Annotated in this window: 15 protein-coding genes; 7 read left to right on the forward strand and 8 right to left on the reverse strand. The window is 59.3% G+C overall.

What is annotated here, in order from left to right:
• Positions 1-115: 115 nt before the first annotated feature.
• The 3 genes from BAD_RS05305 to BAD_RS05315 form a co-directional block, all read right to left on the reverse strand.
• A complete protein-coding gene (locus BAD_RS05305; RefSeq protein WP_003810421.1) occupies positions 116-325 on the reverse strand; it encodes a hypothetical protein in 210 nt (69 codons plus the stop codon).
• Positions 326-368: 43 nt separating this feature from the next.
• Positions 369-2,066, reverse strand: coding sequence for an NAD+ synthase (locus BAD_RS05310; protein WP_041777345.1), 1,698 nt, complete (start codon positions 2,064-2,066; stop codon positions 369-371).
• An 85-nt stretch (positions 2,067-2,151) separates the two neighbouring features.
• Positions 2,152-3,300 (reverse strand): M20 metallopeptidase family protein, encoded by a 1,149-nt coding sequence (locus BAD_RS05315; RefSeq protein ID WP_011743359.1) that lies wholly within the window; start codon positions 3,298-3,300, stop codon positions 2,152-2,154.
• Positions 3,301-3,431: 131 nt separating this feature from the next.
• On the opposite strand from BAD_RS05315, the gene BAD_RS05320 reads away from it, so the two are divergent.
• The 4 genes from BAD_RS05320 to BAD_RS05335 all read left to right on the forward strand — a co-directional run bounded on the left by BAD_RS05320 (position 3,432) and on the right by BAD_RS05335 (position 6,870).
• Positions 3,432-4,232, forward strand: a complete 801-nt coding sequence (locus BAD_RS05320; RefSeq protein ID WP_021913803.1) for a Cof-type HAD-IIB family hydrolase — start codon at positions 3,432-3,434, stop codon at positions 4,230-4,232.
• A 198-nt stretch (positions 4,233-4,430) separates the two neighbouring features.
• Positions 4,431-5,276 carry a MetQ/NlpA family ABC transporter substrate-binding protein gene (locus BAD_RS05325; RefSeq protein ID WP_003810429.1) on the forward strand — a complete coding sequence of 282 codons (846 nt, stop codon included), beginning with the start codon at positions 4,431-4,433 and terminating at the stop codon, positions 5,274-5,276.
• An 87-nt stretch (positions 5,277-5,363) separates the two neighbouring features.
• Entirely contained in the window at positions 5,364-6,188 is an 825-nt protein-coding gene (locus BAD_RS05330) for a methionine ABC transporter ATP-binding protein (protein ID WP_011743362.1), read from the forward strand.
• A gap of 1 nt (position 6,189) precedes the next feature.
• Positions 6,190-6,870: a methionine ABC transporter permease gene (locus BAD_RS05335; protein ID WP_003810432.1), complete on the forward strand. Its 681-nt coding sequence runs from the start codon at positions 6,190-6,192 to the stop codon at positions 6,868-6,870.
• 95 nt (positions 6,871-6,965) lie between these two features.
• On the opposite strand, the gene BAD_RS05340 is transcribed toward BAD_RS05335, so the two are convergent.
• Complete coding sequence (locus BAD_RS05340; protein ID WP_003810434.1) at positions 6,966-7,415, reverse strand: GatB/YqeY domain-containing protein; 450 nt, start codon at positions 7,413-7,415, stop codon at positions 6,966-6,968.
• A gap of 123 nt (positions 7,416-7,538) precedes the next feature.
• Between BAD_RS05340 and BAD_RS05345 the strand changes: the two genes are divergently transcribed.
• Positions 7,539-8,078 (forward strand): peptidylprolyl isomerase, encoded by a 540-nt coding sequence (locus BAD_RS05345; protein ID WP_011743363.1) that lies wholly within the window; start codon positions 7,539-7,541, stop codon positions 8,076-8,078.
• Positions 8,079-8,190: 112 nt separating this feature from the next.
• Here BAD_RS05345 and BAD_RS05350 read toward each other — a convergent pair whose 3' ends face one another.
• The 3 genes from BAD_RS05350 to BAD_RS05360 form a co-directional block, all read right to left on the reverse strand.
• Entirely contained in the window at positions 8,191-10,512 is a 2,322-nt protein-coding gene (locus BAD_RS05350) for a RelA/SpoT family protein (RefSeq protein ID WP_041777346.1), read from the reverse strand.
• Between the two features lie 119 nt (positions 10,513-10,631).
• Positions 10,632-11,108: a dUTP diphosphatase gene (gene dut, locus BAD_RS05355; protein ID WP_041777347.1), complete on the reverse strand. Its 477-nt coding sequence runs from the start codon at positions 11,106-11,108 to the stop codon at positions 10,632-10,634.
• Positions 11,108-11,401, reverse strand: a complete 294-nt coding sequence (locus tag BAD_RS05360; protein WP_021913807.1) for a DUF4193 domain-containing protein — start codon at positions 11,399-11,401, stop codon at positions 11,108-11,110. The genes dut and BAD_RS05360 overlap by 1 nt, the downstream gene beginning before the upstream one ends.
• Positions 11,402-11,549: 148 nt before the next feature.
• Between BAD_RS05360 and sepH the strand changes: the two genes are divergently transcribed.
• Positions 11,550-12,545 (forward strand): septation protein SepH, encoded by a 996-nt coding sequence (gene sepH / locus BAD_RS05365; protein ID WP_011743366.1) that lies wholly within the window; start codon positions 11,550-11,552, stop codon positions 12,543-12,545.
• Positions 12,546-12,600: 55 nt separating this feature from the next.
• On the opposite strand, the gene BAD_RS05370 is transcribed toward sepH, so the two are convergent.
• Positions 12,601-13,827, reverse strand: coding sequence for an alkaline phosphatase family protein (locus BAD_RS05370; RefSeq protein ID WP_172458553.1), 1,227 nt, complete (start codon positions 13,825-13,827; stop codon positions 12,601-12,603).
• 85 nt (positions 13,828-13,912) lie between these two features.
• Here BAD_RS05370 and BAD_RS05375 point away from each other — a divergent pair, with 85 nt between their 5' ends.
• Positions 13,913-16,588, forward strand: a complete 2,676-nt coding sequence (locus tag BAD_RS05375; RefSeq protein WP_011743368.1) for a DNA gyrase/topoisomerase IV subunit A — start codon at positions 13,913-13,915, stop codon at positions 16,586-16,588.
• Positions 16,589-16,615 lie beyond the last annotated feature (27 nt).

A 16,615-nucleotide genomic window follows, 5' to 3' on the forward strand; every position in this document is an offset into this window, starting at 1 on the left:
ATCGTTACGCCGTCGCTACTTCACGATTGTAACGGCAATCATCTGCGAAAAGCCTGAAAACCACTCCCGAAATTAGTGACATAAATCACAATCGGGCGTGGTTTTCATATGGAATTCACTTTTCGGAAGATGCCGAGCCGTCCGCTGACCAGCGTTTCCATTCGCGGTCCTGTTCCTCCCATTTGAGATTGCGTTCCTGCACGATCTTCCACGCGTCGAGCGCGTCCTCACGGGTTCTGTACGGCCCCATGCGGTGGCTTGCCGGGGAAATCATGCCCAATTCCGGCTGCTCGGTGACGGTGTTGAAATACCACTGCTTTTCCATATCGGCTTCCTTCGGCTCTCGATGTTCTACTTGCGATCGCCGATTATTCGCGGAATGCGTTGGTGACCGGCAGACGGCGATCACGTCCAAACGCCAGCGCCGTCACCTTCGGTCCCAGCGGATACTGGCGACGCTTCCATTCGGCGCGGTCGACCAATCGCATGACCGTGTCGACGGTCGCCTCGTCGAAGCCGTCGGCCAGCAGGTCGGCGCGGCCATGAGCATGCTCGATGTACATCGCCAATACTTGGTCGAGCAGCGCGTATTCCGGCAGTGAATCGGAATCCTTCTGCCCTGGGCGCAATTCGGCGGACGGCGCCTTCTCGATCGAGTTGACGGGGATCATCACACCATCCGGCAGCGCAGTGCCCGCGCTCCCCTGCTCGTTGCCGACGACATGCAGACCGCCGATGCCCATGCCGGCGGCGGCAGCCTTGTTGCGCCAGCGGGAGATCTCCCACACGCGGGTCTTGAGCAGGTCCTTGATCGGCGCATAGCCGCCGACCGCATCGCCGTAGATCGTGGAATAGCCGCATGCCAGTTCGGACTTGTTGCCGGTGGCCACGGCCAGCAGTCCTTTGGAGTTCGAGTAGGCCATGACGATGACGCCGCGGATGCGCGCCTGCAGGTTCTCGGCGGCGACGCCTTCCAGTTCCAGCTGGTTTTGGAAGGAGACGAACAGCGGCTCGATGGGCTGGATGTCATAATGCGCGCCGATATTGCGCGCCAGATCAGCTGCATCGTCCTTGGATCCGTCGGACGAATACATGCTCGGCATGGAGATGCCGTACACGTTCTCGCCGCCCACCGCGTCGGCCGCCATGGCAGCCACGAGCGCGGAATCGATGCCGCCGGACAGGCCCAGGCACACGCCCTTGAAATGGTTCTTGGCCATGTAATCCTTCAGACCCAGCACGCAGGCGGTGTACACTTCCTCGTCCGGATCGGGCTTGGCTGCGATCGTACCGACCTTCTGATGCTCCGCGGACGTGTCCAAGTCGAAGAAGCTCAGATCCTCCATGAACATCGGCGAGCACTCAAGCAGGGTGCCGTTGGTGTCCACAACGAAGCTGCCGCCGTCGAAGACGAGGTCGTCCTGGCCGCCCACTTGGTTCAGGTAGATCATCGGGGCGTTCACTTCGGCCGCGCGGCGCACCGCGAGGTCGAGACGGGTGTCGGTTTTGCCTTCCTCGTATGGCGAACCGTTCATGGTCAGCAGCAGGTCGATGTTCTCCTTGGCGAGTTCGGCCACAGGGCCGCCGTCCTGCCAGATGTCCTCGCAGATGGCCACGCCGATGCGCGCGCCGTTCACGTCGAGCACCATGGATTTGTTGCCGGGGCTGAAGATGCGGAATTCGTCGAACACGCCGTAATTGGGCAGGAAATGCTTGTCGTAGCCGGCCCAGACAACGCCGTCGTGCAGGACGACGAGTCGGTTGCGCGGTTTGGAGGTTTCACGGTCGGTGCCTACAGTGCCGACCACCACATATAGTTCGCCGAGACTGTCGGATGCCAGTTCGGTGGCGAGCCAGTTGGCTTTGTCCCATGCGGCTTTGCGGAAGGTGGCACGCAGTGCGAGGTCTTCGATGGGGTATCCGGTCAATGTCATTTCCGGGAACACGACGACTTGCGCGCCCTGCCGAGCGGCGAGATGCGCGTATCGCATGACCTTGTCGGCGTTGGAATCAAGGTCTCCGACGCAGGTGTCGATTTGGGCGAGTGCGAAGCGAATGTCTGTCATAGCTGCCTAACCTACCGTTGATTTGTTGGATATGTTGTGTTTTTACGATTATGAAAATTACGATTACGGCGTTCCGCACGTGGCGTCACGACAGTTCGTTGAGCACCGTCAGCGCCGCGTTGGCGTAGAATTCCACGCCGGCTTGCAGCGATTCGTCAAGACCGACGAAATGCGGGCTGTGCCAATCCGGGCAGCCTTCCTCGCCGTTAGATCCGATGAAGGCGAACACAGGCATGGTGACGGGCATGAAATCGCAGAAGTCCTCCCCCGCCATCGACGGGTGGATGGGTTCGAGCTGGGCGTAATCGCGCACGTTGTCGGCGACTATCTTGGAAAGTTCCGTATCGGAGACGAGCGGGTTCTGGAAATCGTCCCAATCGATGTCGGCGGTGATGCCATAACCGGCCGCAATGGACTGGACCTGTTGCTTGAAGCGTTTCTCCACCAGTTCACCGTCGGACTTGTGGAAGTATCGTACGGTGCCTTGGAAGCTCGCCTTGTCGGGTACGACGTTCCACACGTGGCCGCCGTGCATCTCGGTGATGGACAGTACGAGCGGATGGAACGGCGAGACGTTACGGCTCACGATGGTCTGCAATGCGAGGACCATGGTGGCGAGCGCCTCGATCGGGCCGGTGCCCTTGTGCGGATAGCCGGCGTGTGTGCCGGTGGCGTGCAGGGTTACATGGAATTTCACGCAGCCGGCCATCATCGGTTCGGGGCCGACGGCGATCTGTCCGGGCGCGTAGTTCGGGTTGTTGTGCGCGCCGATGGCGGCTGATACGTCGGCGAGCAGTCCCGCGTCGACCATGGCCTTCGCGCCGAGGCCAAGTTCCTCGGCGGGCTGGAACAGCAGTTTAATGGAGCCCTTGATGCGCTTGCGATGCTTGGCGAGCCAGAACGCCGCGCCGAGCATGTACGACATGTGCAGGTCGTGGCCGCAGCCGTGCATCACGCCGTCGTTGACGGATGAGAACGGCAGACCGGTGTCTTCCTGGATGGGCAGACCATCGATGTCGGCGCGCAATGCGATGCGTGGTCCCGGCTGGTCGCCGCGGATCAGTCCGACCACGCCGGTTTCGAGCGGATTGTTGAGCACTTCGATGTCGTGTGCGCGCAGCAGCTTCTCAATGTAGGCGCTGGTCTCGTATTCCTTGAAGCTGCGTTCGGGGTGCGCATGCAGATAGTGCCTGATTTCGATGATCTCCGGCGTGATTTCGATATGTTCGCTCATGGTTGACGATTGTAGGCACATCCGGCCGTTTTTCCTATTTTCGTGGTCGTGTTCCGTGCCGTGCACGACGTTTTCGCATATATCCTCGTAAGCTGGATACCGGGTTTGACATGGTTTTTCATGGAGGCAGCATGGCTCAGGACATCAAGACGGCGTTTTTCGACATCGACGGCACGTTGACGAGTTTCGTCACGCATGTGGTGCCGCAGTCCACCGTCGACGCGTTGCATGCATTGCAGCGCAATGGCGTGAAGGTGTTCATCTGTTCGGGCCGCGCACCCTCCTACATGGGCGTGGTGCTTGATACCATTCCCGTCACGTTCGACGGCATCGTGGGACTTAACGGCCAGTATTGCACCACGCGCGACGGTCTCGACTACCGGCATCCGATCGACCAGGCCGACGTGAAGCTGATCACCGACTGGCTTGAAACGCATGCCGACGTGGTCGCCAACTATGCGGAAAGCGACTACGGGTATTTCAATCGCACGAACGCCGCATTGGAACGCACGTGGAACAGTCTCGGCAAGACCGCGCCGAAAATCGACGTGCATGATCCGCGCGAACGCATCGCAAACCATTCCACGTTCCAAATCAGCCCGTATGTGGACGAGACGATGGAAGCCGAAATCGCCAGCATGTGCGGCAACGTGCGCGGCGTCAGATGGCATCCCGCTTTCACCGATCTGATTCCCGCCGATGGAGGCAAGGCGGTTGGTATGCAGGTGATGCTGGAGCATTTCGGTTGGACGAAAGACAATGCGATCGCATTCGGCGACGGCGGCAACGATGTGGACATGCTACGATTCGCGGGAATCGGCGTGGCAATGGGCAACGCCACCGACGAGCCGAAAGCGGCGGCCGATTACGTCACCGACAGCGTCGACGACGCCGGCATAGCCAACGCGCTTAAGCATTTCGGCGTTATATGACGGTGTTTCCGCAAGATTATTTACGATTCACAAGTCTGTTTTTCGCATATTCCTGCGGTTTTTGCGCCCTTTATAAATAATTCCGATAAGCGCGCGACGTGTTGCCGTCACAGGTTCCTCTATATTGGTCAATCGTTGGCCCGCAACCGCAGTAAGCGTCCGGGCCGTGTAGCGAAATTGAGAGAGAGGAACTCAACCATGCGTAACAAGAAGATTCTCGGCGCACTGCTCGCCGTCACCACGCTCGCGACCTTCGGCCTGGCAGGCTGCGGCAATTCCGGTTCCAACGGTGCCGCCTCCAAGGAGGACGACAAGACCATCACCGTGGCCGCCTCCCCGACCCCGCACGCGGAGATTCTGAACAAGGCGGTCAAACCGCTCGTCGAGAAGGACGGCTACAAGCTGGTCGTCAAGGAGTTCACCGACTACGTGCAGCCGAACACCGCCACCGAGGATGGCGAGGTTGACGCCAACTACTTCCAGCACAAGCCGTACCTCGACAACTTCAACAAGGAGAAGGGCACGCATCTGGTGTCCGTGGAGGGCATCCATTTCGAGCCGTTCGGCCTGTACCCGGGCAAGACCAAGGAGCTGAAGGATCTTCAGGACGGCGCCACCGTGGCCGTACCGAATGATGCCACCAACGAGGCCCGCGCGCTTCTGCTGCTGCAGGATGCCGGCCTGATCAAGCTGAAGGATCCGAAGGACATCAACGCCACGCCGAAGGACATCACCTCCAATCCGAAGAACCTGAAGTTCAAGGAGCTTGAGGCCGCCGTCGTGCCGACCGTCATCAAGGATGTCGACATCGCAGCCCTGAACGGCAACTACGCCATCCAGGCCGGCTTCGACCCGACCAAGGACACGCTAGCCACCGAGAAGGCCGACGGTCTGGCCGCGAAGACCTACCAGAACATCCTCGTGGTGAAGGAAGGCAATGAGAACACCGCCAAGACCAAGGAGCTCAAGAAGGCTTTGAAGTCCGACGAGGTGCGTGACTACATCAACAAGAACTACAAGGGCGCTGTCGTTCCGGTCTTCTAAGACCCGTTTCGGCAGTAGGAGTTCAATGCCGCAGGTATACTACCCTGCGGCATTCTTGTTATGGAACACGATTAGGAACAGGACATTATGACGATTCAGATCGACCATCTGCACAAAAGCTACGGCAGTGGCGCCGAAGCGCATGAGGTGCTGCACGACATTAACCTGACCATCGATTCGGGTGAGGTCTTCGGCATTCTCGGCTCGTCCGGCGCGGGCAAATCGACATTGGTGCGTTGCATCAACCTGCTGGAACGCCCCACTTCCGGCAAGGTGCTCATCGACGGACGAGACATCACCGGCGTGAAAGGCAAGGAGCTGGCGGACGTACGCGCCGGAATCGGCATGATCTTCCAGAACTTCAGCCTGTTTCAACAGCGCACCGTGCTACGCAACGTGACCTTCCCGCTGGAACTCAACCACACGCCGAAAGCCAAGCGTGAGGAACGTGCGCGGTATCTGCTCGATCTGGTCGGTCTGGCTGATCTGGCCGACCGCTACCCCAGCCAGCTGTCCGGCGGCCAGCAGCAGCGCGTGGCCATCGCACGCGCGTTGGCCAACAATCCGTCCATCATGCTGTGCGATGAGGCCACCAGCGCGCTCGACTCCACCACGACGGCGCAGATCCTCGACCTGCTGCGTCGCATCAACCGTGAACTTAATGTGACGCTGGTCGTCATCACGCATTCGCTGTCCGTGGCACGCAACATCTGCGACCGTGTGGCCATGATAGACGGAGGCCGCATTGTGGAAATGGGCGATACGGAAGCGCTGTTCGCCGATCCGCACAGTGACATTCTGAAGACTTTGATCGCCGACGCGAAGGTGACGAACCATCGGCATACGCACGAAACGGCGGATGGCGCGAAGAATGGGACGGCCGATGATTCCGCCCAGAAAGAGGTGAAGTGAGATGGGACAGGTGGTTTCGCAATTCATCGCCGATTATGGCGAACTGCTGGTCGAAGGCGTGCGTGACACGATCATCATGACTGCTGTGGCGACGCTGCTGGCATATGTGATCGGCCTGCCGGTCGGCGTGCTGCTCATCACGTCCGCGAAAAAGGGCATCCGTCCGAATGCACCGCTCAACACCGTGCTCGGCTGGATCGTGAACATCGTGCGTTCCGTGCCGTTCATCATTCTGCTGGTGGCCATCATCCCGCTGACCCGACTGATTGTCGGCACCTCGCTCGGCGTGCCGGGCGCCATCGTGCCGCTGGTCATCACCGCGGCTCCGTTCGTGGCGCGCGTGGTGGAACAGTCGCTCGCCGAAGTGGACGGCAGTCTGGTGGAGGCCGCGCAAAGCTTCGGTGCCAGCAACCTGCAGATCGTGTTCAAGGTGCTGCTGTTCGAAAGCCTGCCATCGCTGGTGCGCGGTGCGGCACTGACGTTCATCACTCTGTTCGGCTTCTCCGCCATGGCCGGTACCGTCGGCGCGGGCGGCCTGGGCGATATCGCCATCCGTTACGGCTACCAGCGTTACCAGTACGACGTGATGACCGTTGCCGTGATCCTGTGCGTCATTCTCGTGCAGATCGTGCAGACCATCGGCGACGTGGTGTCCGACCATATCGACCATCACGAGCGTTGAGCCAGCACATTCGCGTTCCTTATGAAAAGCGGGTCCAAACGTTTGTTGTTTGGACCCGCTTTTCGTACGCGGAAAGAGACGCTGCTCGTAGACGATTACTTGTTGAGCTCGGCCTTGACCAGACCGGCCAGCTTGCCGCCATCGATGGTTTTGCCGGCAAGCGCGGCACGAGCGGCTTTGACGACGCGACCCATGTCCTTGGGGCCGGCCGGGTTCACTTCTGCCACGGCGTCGGCGACGGCTTTGGCGTAGTCCTCGTCGCTGGCGGCCGCCGGCAGGAAGGTTTCCAGGAAATCGGCCTCGGCGGTTTCGGGAGCGGCCTTGTCCGCCAGTCCCTTGTCTTCGTACAGTTTGGCGGTCTCACGACGGGTCTTGACGCCCTTCTGGATGACCTTGAGCACTTCCTCGTCGGTCGCTTCGTGACCGTTGGCGATCTCCAGGTTCTGGATGTCCGCCAACGTCAGGTTGATCGGGTTGAGCTTGGCCTTGTCCTTGGCTTTCATCGCCGCGATCTTGGCTTTCTTCAGCGTGTCCTTCATCGACATGTTCGTTCCTCTTTTCTTGACCGTTCGAACACCGTCTTAATACTACGCGTCTACCAATCCGCCGTCCTGTATCCGTGCCGTCGGCATCCACGCCGGTCTCAAGCCCATGAGACACTTGGAGCCATGACTACAGTTATCATGCGCACCTCCGAAGGTGACATCAAAATCAACCTGTTCGACGACGAAACCCCGGAAACCGTGGCCAATTTCCTCGGCCTTGCCACCGGCGAGAAGGAATGGATCGATCCGATGACCGGCCAGCCTTCCCATGAGCCGTTCTACAACGGTCTAACCTTCCACCGCATCATCAAGGATTTCATGATTCAGGGTGGCTGCCCGCTGGGCAACGGCACCGGCGGCCCGGGCTACGACTTCGACGATGAGATCGTTCCTGATCTGAAGTTCGACCACCCGTACCTGCTGGCCATGGCGAACGCCGGCCTGCGTCGTGGCATGGACGGCAAGATCCACGGCACCAACGGTTCCCAGTTCTTCATCACCACCGTGCCGACCCCGTGGCTCGACGGCCACCACACCATCTTCGGCGAGGTTGCGGATGACGATTCCAAGGCAGTGGTCGACAAGCTCGAAGCCGTGAACACCGATCGCATGGACCGTCCGACCGAGCCGGTCGGCATCGTGTCCGTGGAAGTGCTCAAGTAAGCGTTTCCCGCACAGCCGTACAATATAGGAAAGCCCCTCGATTGAGGGGCTTTCTTCATTTTATTTATAGAGGCGTTTGCTTGCAATCACCGGCTTATGTGATTCGTCAACATCACATTTTGCGCAGTCGCGGTTCCGCGGAATCCTTCGCGCCGGTGATGCGGTACACGTCGAACACGCCTTCGATTTTACGCACGGCGGCGAGCAGAGTGTTCAGATGCTGCGGATCGGCCATTTCGAAGCTGAATTGGCTGGTGGCCACGCAGTCGGTGCCGGTGGAAATCGAGCCGGAGATAATGTTCACGCCGTGGTCGGACAGCACGCGTGTCACATCGCTCAGCAGATGCGGACGGTCAAGCGCCTCGACCTGGATCTTGACCATGAACACGCCCTTGGTGCTGGTCCACTGCACATCCACCACACGTTCGGGCTGGCGTTTCTCCAGTTCGAGCATGTTCTGGCAGTCCACGCGATGCACGGACACGCCTTGGTTGCGGGTGATGAAGCCGATGATCTTGTCTCCAGGAACCGGCATGCAGCATCGGGCCAATTTGACCCAGATGTCACCCACACCCTTAACGGAGATGCCGAGCGAGCTGGTGGTCTTCTTGGTACGCTCCACCTGCTTGAGCGGCAACGCCTCCTGCTCGACTTCCTCATCCACCTCGTCACTGCCCGCGTCACGGACCAGATGCGAGATGACGTTCTGCGTGGAGATCTGGCCATCACCAATCGCCACGAACACGGCTTCCGCGTTGGCAAGGTTCAACTCGTCGGCGACACCCACCAATGCTTCCGGAGTCAGCAGCGTGGTGATTGGCAGGTTGCGCTTGCGCATGGCGCGCGTCAGCTCGTCACGGCCTTCCTCGACGGCTTCGGTACGGCGTTCCTTGCTGAACCATTGACGAATCTTGTTGCGTGCCTTCGGGCTCTTGGCGAAGCTCAGCCAATCACGCGACGGACCTGCGGATTCGGACTTGGATGTCAATATTTCAACGGTATCGCCATTCTCGAGCTTGGTATCAAGCGGCACCAATCGTCCGTTCACGCGCGCACCCATGGTACGGTGACCGACTTCGGTGTGCACCGCATAAGCGAAATCAATCGGAGTGGCTTCGGCGGGAAGCGAGACGATCTTGCCTTTCGGCGTGAACACGTAGACCTCTGCCGCGCCCAAATCCTCTTTGAGGGAGCCAAGGAATTCGTCGGAATCCGGCGTTTCGCTCGTCCAGTCGGCAAGTTGCTGAATCCATTTGAGGTTGTCGGCCTCGCTCAGCTCCTGGTTTTCGCCACGCTTGCGGTCGAACTTGTCAGGCGAGCTCAACGCGCGTCCGGCTTGGCCGTTCTCCTTGTACTTCCAATGCGCAGCGATGCCGAATTCCGCGCGGCGGTGCATGTCCCACGTGCGGATCTGAATCTCCACCGGCTTGCCGCCGGGGCCGACCACCGTGGTGTGCAGGCTCTGGTACATGTTGAGCTTCGGCATGGCGATATAGTCTTTGAAACGGCCGGGAACAGGGTTCCACCGCGCATGCACGGCACCCAACGCCGCATAGCAGTCCTGAATCGTGTCGACGATGATACGCACGCCCACCAAATCATAAATGTTGGCGAAATCGTGCCCGCGCACGATCATCTTCTGGTAAATGGAGAAGTAGTCCTTCGGGCGGCCTGTCACATAGGCTTTGATGTGCTGTTCGTCGAGATCCTCATTGATTTCGGCGAGAATCTGCTTCAGGTACACGTCGCGTTGTCCGGCGCGACGGGCCACCAATACCACAATCTCGTTGTAGATCTTCGGATACAGAACCTTGAAGCTGAGTTCTTCCAACTCGGTTTTGATGGCGTTCATGCCAAGACGGTTGGCGAGCGGCGCATACACATCCAGCGTTTCACGTGCCTTTTTCTGCGCGTTCGACTGCTTGACGTAACGCCATGTGCGGGCGTTGTGCACACGATCGGCGAGCTTGACCACCAATACGCGCACGTCGCGGCTCATCGCCACCACCATTTTGCGGATGGTCTCGGCCTGGGCGGAATCGCCGTATTCCATTTTGGAAAGCTTCGTGACACCGTCCACCAGGCCGGTCACCGTGTCGCCGAATTCGGCGCGGCATTCGTCGAGCGTGTAGTCGGTGTCCTCCACCGTGTCGTGCAGAAGGCCCGCTGCCACAACCAGCGGCCCCATGCCAAGATCGGCGAGGATCTGCGCCACTGCAAGCGGATGGATGATGTACGGTTCGCCGGATTTACGCCGTTGCGACGAATGCTGGGTGACGGCGCGCCGATAGGCTCTCGCGAGAATGCTCATGTCCTCGTCGGGATGGTGGTATTCGCACATCTTGAGGATTGGTTCAAGCGGGTCAAGCGGATTCGTGCTGATCTCGCAGCCCAACATTCTGGCCGAACGAACCTCATGATCCATGTCGCTCATTTCGCTCCTCCTCGCTTGGAATGTACCCTATAGTACCCGCGCATCACCATATGACGGATGTATCCGGCCGCGTGTTGCACGGCCGGATACATCCTCGGTCTTTGTGTATTGCAGTCCCGTCAGGACGCAACGCCGGTTGATCCGAAGCCACGTTCCGCGCGGTCGGATCCGGGCAGGGTCTGCGCCTCGATGAATTTTGCCTCGACGTAGCGTTGGATGACCAGCTGTGCGATGCGGTCGCCCGGATGGAACGTCACGGCGCGTTCCGGATCGAGGTTGATCAACGGCACCTTGATTTCGCCACGGTACCCAGCGTCGATGGTTCCCGGCGCGTTAAGCACCGTGACGCCCTGCTTGACGGCGAGTCCCGAACGCGGATGCACCAGCGCCACATAGCCGGCAGGCAATGCGATTGCCGTTCCCGTGGGCACCAGCGCCCGCTGGAACGGCTTCAACGTCACTTCTTCGGTGGTGCGCAAATCGGCACCGGCGTCTCCGGCATGGGCGTAATGCAGCTGAGCCGGCTGCCCGGGATCCAGCGACTTTACCAGAACCTCGACGTTTTCCGGCTCGTTGTATGCCTCGTCGAACGCCATCAGGCCGCACACTCCTTGCATACCGGCTGTCCGTCGTCGGTAGTGTAGGCAAGCTGGCTGCGATGCTTCACCAGGAAGCATTCGGAGCAGATGAACTCGTCGCCCTGCATCGGAATGACGGTCACCGAAGCGTCCTCATTGCTCAAATCGGCGCCCGGCAGCTCGTAGTCTTCGGCAATGGCGTTCTCGTCATCGTCCATATCGTTGGAATTGTTCTGAGAACCCTTGCTCAAAGCCTGGAGCGACTCCTCGTCCTCGTCTTTGTTGCGCGGGGAATCATAATCCTGTGCCATCGAGATTCCTTTCGTCATCTATGGTGCTTATGCGCCATAGAATACATGACTTTTCCCCCGCTAGGATACACGAATTGAAATACTCGTAAAATCCGACACGTGGGGCACAATAGAATTAATAGAAAAATCTAAGGGAAAGTGGTGTGTTGTGCCTGAGAATGCGCTCGAAGATGCACGGTTCGATCATGTGAGTGAAACCGGTGAGCTCGTCTTTGTTTCAGGTGCCGGCAAATTCGCCGTCAAGGTCGATGAAGCGCTTGAAAGAGCCATTTTGGAGGCAAAGCAGATTCGCACCGAAACCCAAGAGGAGCGTCAGCAGCAAGCGCCTTCCACGCTGCCGATCTCCCAAATCCAATCCTTGATTCGAGCCGGAGCCAATCCGACCCGCGTGGCGGAGCGATATTCGTTGAGCGAAGCGCTTGTTCGGCGTTTCTCGGCGGCGGTGGAAACCGAAAAGCAATATGCGATCGAACAGTTCCTGGCGGTTCCCGCGCCGAAGGAAAGCCGTGTGCGCACGCTTTCCGAACTGATCGAACGCACTTTCGCCGCAGCCCACGTACGGTTGGAGGATGTGCGGTGGAAGGCCACCAGACGCGGTTTGGAACCGTGGAAGATTACCGCGGAGTTCGATTCCGCAGGTCATGCCGCCCGTGCGGAATGGTCTTGGAACATGCATGACAACGCGGTCAACTGTCTGAACGCAACGGCACGCAAGCTCATCGGCGAACAAGACACGCCGACGGAAGGACACGCCGAGAAGCAGGTCGACCAGAATTTTCTCGCATCATTGAATTTGCCGGGCGATTCCGCACGTTCCGCACGTATCGAACAGACGGTGTCCGCTTGGAATGCTCCGGAACCGGTTGCACCACAAGCCACGAATATCAAGACCACCGTTGAGACTCAGCCATCGGCGACCGTTCCGCTGCCGAACCGTCCGGAAATCGCGACGACGCAGCACCCCGCCCCTTCAACGACGGAACCTGCCCAAAACTCGCAAAACACGCAATCCGCCGGCGAGCAGCAGTCCGATAAGTCCAAGATGGCATCATCCGATCCTCATAGTCAGAGCACCACCAAATCGAAGCGCCGTGCAGGACGCTCCGCAGTGCCGAGTTGGGATGAAATTCTGTTCGGTGACTGATTAACGTTCCCTAACATCCCACGGCAACATCCGTTCAGACGTTCGGATCATTCGATCAAGCCACGTCAATCAGGCATGGAATATCAGATTCCATGTAGGTCAGCGACCCGTGCACGCTGGGCAGATGCATCGCCTTCTCCGCCTGTGTGCGGGAATCGACAATGGTGGTAGAGCCCGCAGCGGAGACGACCACATCGCCGATCATCGACTTGACGCGTTCATCGACTGGTCCGTAGACGCCTTCCTCGATTGCCTGCCGGCGGGTGCGCACCTGGGCGCGCTCCCCCAGCACGTCACGCCAACGAGCGGCGATGTCCTCCGGATTCTCGCCATCCTCGCCATAAAGCATGACACAGCGTGGTTCGCCGCCGACATTCGCGACGCCCCGCATCAGCTGGGGTTCGGACGCTATGTCGATGCAGGCTTCCGGGTCGGCGGTTATCATGCCATGATCCGCCACGATGACGATCAGCGTGTTCTTCGGCACACTTCGACGCAGCAAAGACAACTGGGCGTCGATACGCTCATATGTGCCGATCCACTTGTCGGAGTCCCAGCCGTAATTGTGTCCGATCTTGTCCACGTCGCGCAGGTACACGTATGTCAGTCCGGGCGTGTTCGCCGCTTTCGCCGCGGTCATGATACGTCGGCGTGGATCGTCATTGGAGATGTAGTCGCTGCCACGTAACGCCGCCTGAGTCAACGCGGAGAACGCGAATTTCGGCAGTCCCGAACTGGTGACGCGAACGTCCTGTTCCGCCAATCGTTCGAATATGGTCGGCTGCTGTTGCAGTTTCAGCGGTGCGGGCGCGTTTTTGAAAGAGATGAGCTGGCAGATTTCGCCATTGTCGGGATTGAGCTGCGTATATCCCGTCATGCCGGTTAATCCGGGGCATGTGCCGGTGCCGAACGTGGACATTGCGGCCACGGTGGTGCTGGGCATGCATGTGGCGATTGGCCGCTGGTTAACGCCATCCGCCATCAGCGACCGTAGATAGGGTGAATGTCCCAATCTCATATTGATGTTCCAATATCCGAGACCGTCCACCAGGACCACGACTGCCGAACGCGCGTCCGGCAGGCCAAGTGCCTCTTGGAGTCGTTTCGGATCGGCATGGATGGCCGTTGGAATCGGATGCCCGATGGCGCTGGAAATGGCGGGAAGTACCGAGGATAGGTGAAGAGCACCGCCGCGGCCGCCCTCATCCGGCAGTTCGTCGCCATATCGTGCCGGACTGGTCATGGCTAGCAGCTGGTCGATTTCGGGCACTTCAACACTCATGGTTCCCATTCAAGCACCGCGGCAGTACCAGCTGGTAATATTGCTAGGTTGATTACCATAACCTTTCCGTGAGGAGAACCACCGCATGGTGTCGCACCGCAAACCGGCAAAACCAGCCTTTGACCCGCGTACGGTCAAGGAGAACATCGTCGAAACGCCGTTGAACGAGGAAATGAGCAAGTCGTTCCTCGAATACGCGTATTCGGTGATTTACGCCCGAGCGCTGCCTGATGCCAGGGACGGTCTCAAGCCGGTGCAACGACGCATCATCTATCAGATGGGTCAGATGAACCTCAATCCGGACCGGCCGTATATGAAGTCGGCGCGTGTGGTTGGCGAAGTGATGGGCAAGCTCCATCCGCATGGCGATTCCGCGATTTACGAGGCGATGGTACGTTTGGCGCAGCCGTTCGCGATGCGGCTGCCATTGGTGGACGGTCACGGCAATTTCGGTTCTCTCGATGACGGTCCTGCTGCTTCTCGTTATACCGAGGCTCGTATGGCGCCGGCCGCGTTGGGCATGAATGCCGATATCGCCGAAAATACCGTCGATTTCACGCCGAATTACGATAACAAGCTTCAGGAGCCGACTGTGCTGCCTGCCGCGATTCCGAACCTGCTGGTCAATGGTGGTTCCGGCATTGCCGTCGGCATGGCCACGAATATGGCCACGCACAATCTTGGCGAGGTGGTGGCCGCAGCCAAGCATCTTATGCGCCATCCCGACGCGACGTTAGAGGAGTTGATGCGCTACGTGCCGGGTCCGGATTGGCCGGGCGGCGGCGTGATTGTGGGCCGCAAGGGCATCCGCGAGGCGTACGAGACGGGTCGTGGCGCGTTGACCACGCGTTCCGTGACGCATATCGAAAACGTGACGGCTCGCAAAAAGGCCATCGTCGTGACGGAACTGCCGTTCATGGTGGGTCCGGAACGTGTGTTGGAACGTATTTCCGAAGGTGTGAAGAACCGTAAGCTGGACGGCATTTCCGGTGCCATCGATCTGACTGACCGGCATAACGGCACGCGCCTCGTCATCGAAATCAAAACCGGGTTCGATCCGAACGCGGTGCTGGCGCAGCTGTTCAAACACACGCCGTTGCAGGACAATTTCACCATCAACAATGTGGCGTTGGTCAATGGCCGTCCGCACACCATGGGATTGAAGGAAATGCTTCAGGTGTGGGTGGACCATCGTCGTGTGGTGATCCGCCGACGCAGTGAATTCCGCAGGAAGAAGGCGCTTGAGCGGCTGCACTTGGTGGAGGGCTTGCTGCTCGCCATGGTGGACATCGATGAAGTCATTCAGGTGATTCGCTCTTCTGATGATGCCGAGGCCGCGAAAACAAAGCTTATCGCCGTATTCGATCTGGATGAGATTCAGGCACAGTACATTCTTGACTTGCGGCTGCGCCGTCTGACCAAGATGAGTCGTATCGAGCTTGAGGCGGAACGCGACGACCTGAAGCGGCGTATCGAAGAGCTTGAACGCATTCTTGCTTCCGATGAGGCGCTTGACGGCGTGGTCATTGACGAAATGGATGACGCCGTGGCCAAATACGGCACTCCCCGGCGCACGGTGCTGCTGGATGAGGATGAGGAAGGCAATTTGACGCCTGTTGTGGCGCATGGCGATGATGGCGTCTCTGCAAACGCGATGGCTGCCGCGCGCGCCGCCGCGACCGTATCCTCCGCAGCAGCCGATGTCGCCGCAGCCGCAAAGGCCGCAAAGAAAGCCGGCGATGAGAATGCCACCGCATCGGCTCTGCAGATTGATGACGAGCCGTGCGCGGTGATGCTGTCCGCCACGGGCCTGATCGCACGCACTTCCGAGGATGCGGTGGAACGTTGGGAGAATCGTTCGGCTTCCGACGGACGCGCCAAGGATGATCAGATCGTTTCGATGTTCCGCACGTCCACACGTTCCTCATACGGCTTGGTTACTTCAGCGGGTCGTCTGGTGCTGGCCCATGTGGTCGAATTGCCGAAGGTTTCCGCGGATGGGCCGCTCAGTGTCACGGGTGGTGTGAAGGCCGAGGAACTGCTGGGCATGACGGAGAACACCGATCCGATCCGCGGCGAACGGGTGATTGCTGCGATTGATATGCCGTCCACGGATGACGACGGTCAGCTTGTTCCTTTGGCGTTGGGCACCCGCAACGGCGTGGTCAAGCGTTGGAACCGTGAATCTCCGACCACAATGGATTCGTGGAGCGTCATCGATTTGAAGGATGATGACGAAGTGCTTGCCGCTGCCGAAGCCCGTGATGAGGATCGTCTGGTGTTTGTGTCCACCGATTCCTCGTTGTTGACGTTCGAAGCGAAGAATGTGCGTCCGCAGGGCCGTACCGCTGGCGGCATGGCGGGCATTCGTCTGGCTGAGGGGTGTTCGGCGGCCGCGTTCGCGGTGGTGCCTGACGGCAAGGTGACATGGAATTACGAAGAAGGCGAGAATGGACTGTTCTCCGCTTCCGGAGCCGTGGTGTTGACGGTTGCCGGCGATTCCGAAGCGTTGCCTGGCACTGAAAACGGTGCCGCGAAGGTCACGCCGTTGGAGATGTATCCGACGAAGGGCCGTGGTACGGGTGGCGTGCGTTCGCAGCGATTCCTCAAGGGGCAGGATACGTTGATTCTCGCGTTCGTGGGCGCGTATCCGTTGCATGCTTCCACGCAAAGCGGCGCTCCTGTGGAATTGCCGAAGCCTGATATGCGACGCGATGGTTCCGGTACGGATCTGTCGGCGCCGATTGCGGTGGTCGGCTGATTCGACGAAATCGATTGGCGGGGCTCT

The sequence above is a fragment of the Bifidobacterium adolescentis ATCC 15703 genome, from assembly GCF_000010425.1.
GTDB lineage: Bacteria > Actinomycetota > Actinomycetes > Actinomycetales > Bifidobacteriaceae > Bifidobacterium > Bifidobacterium adolescentis.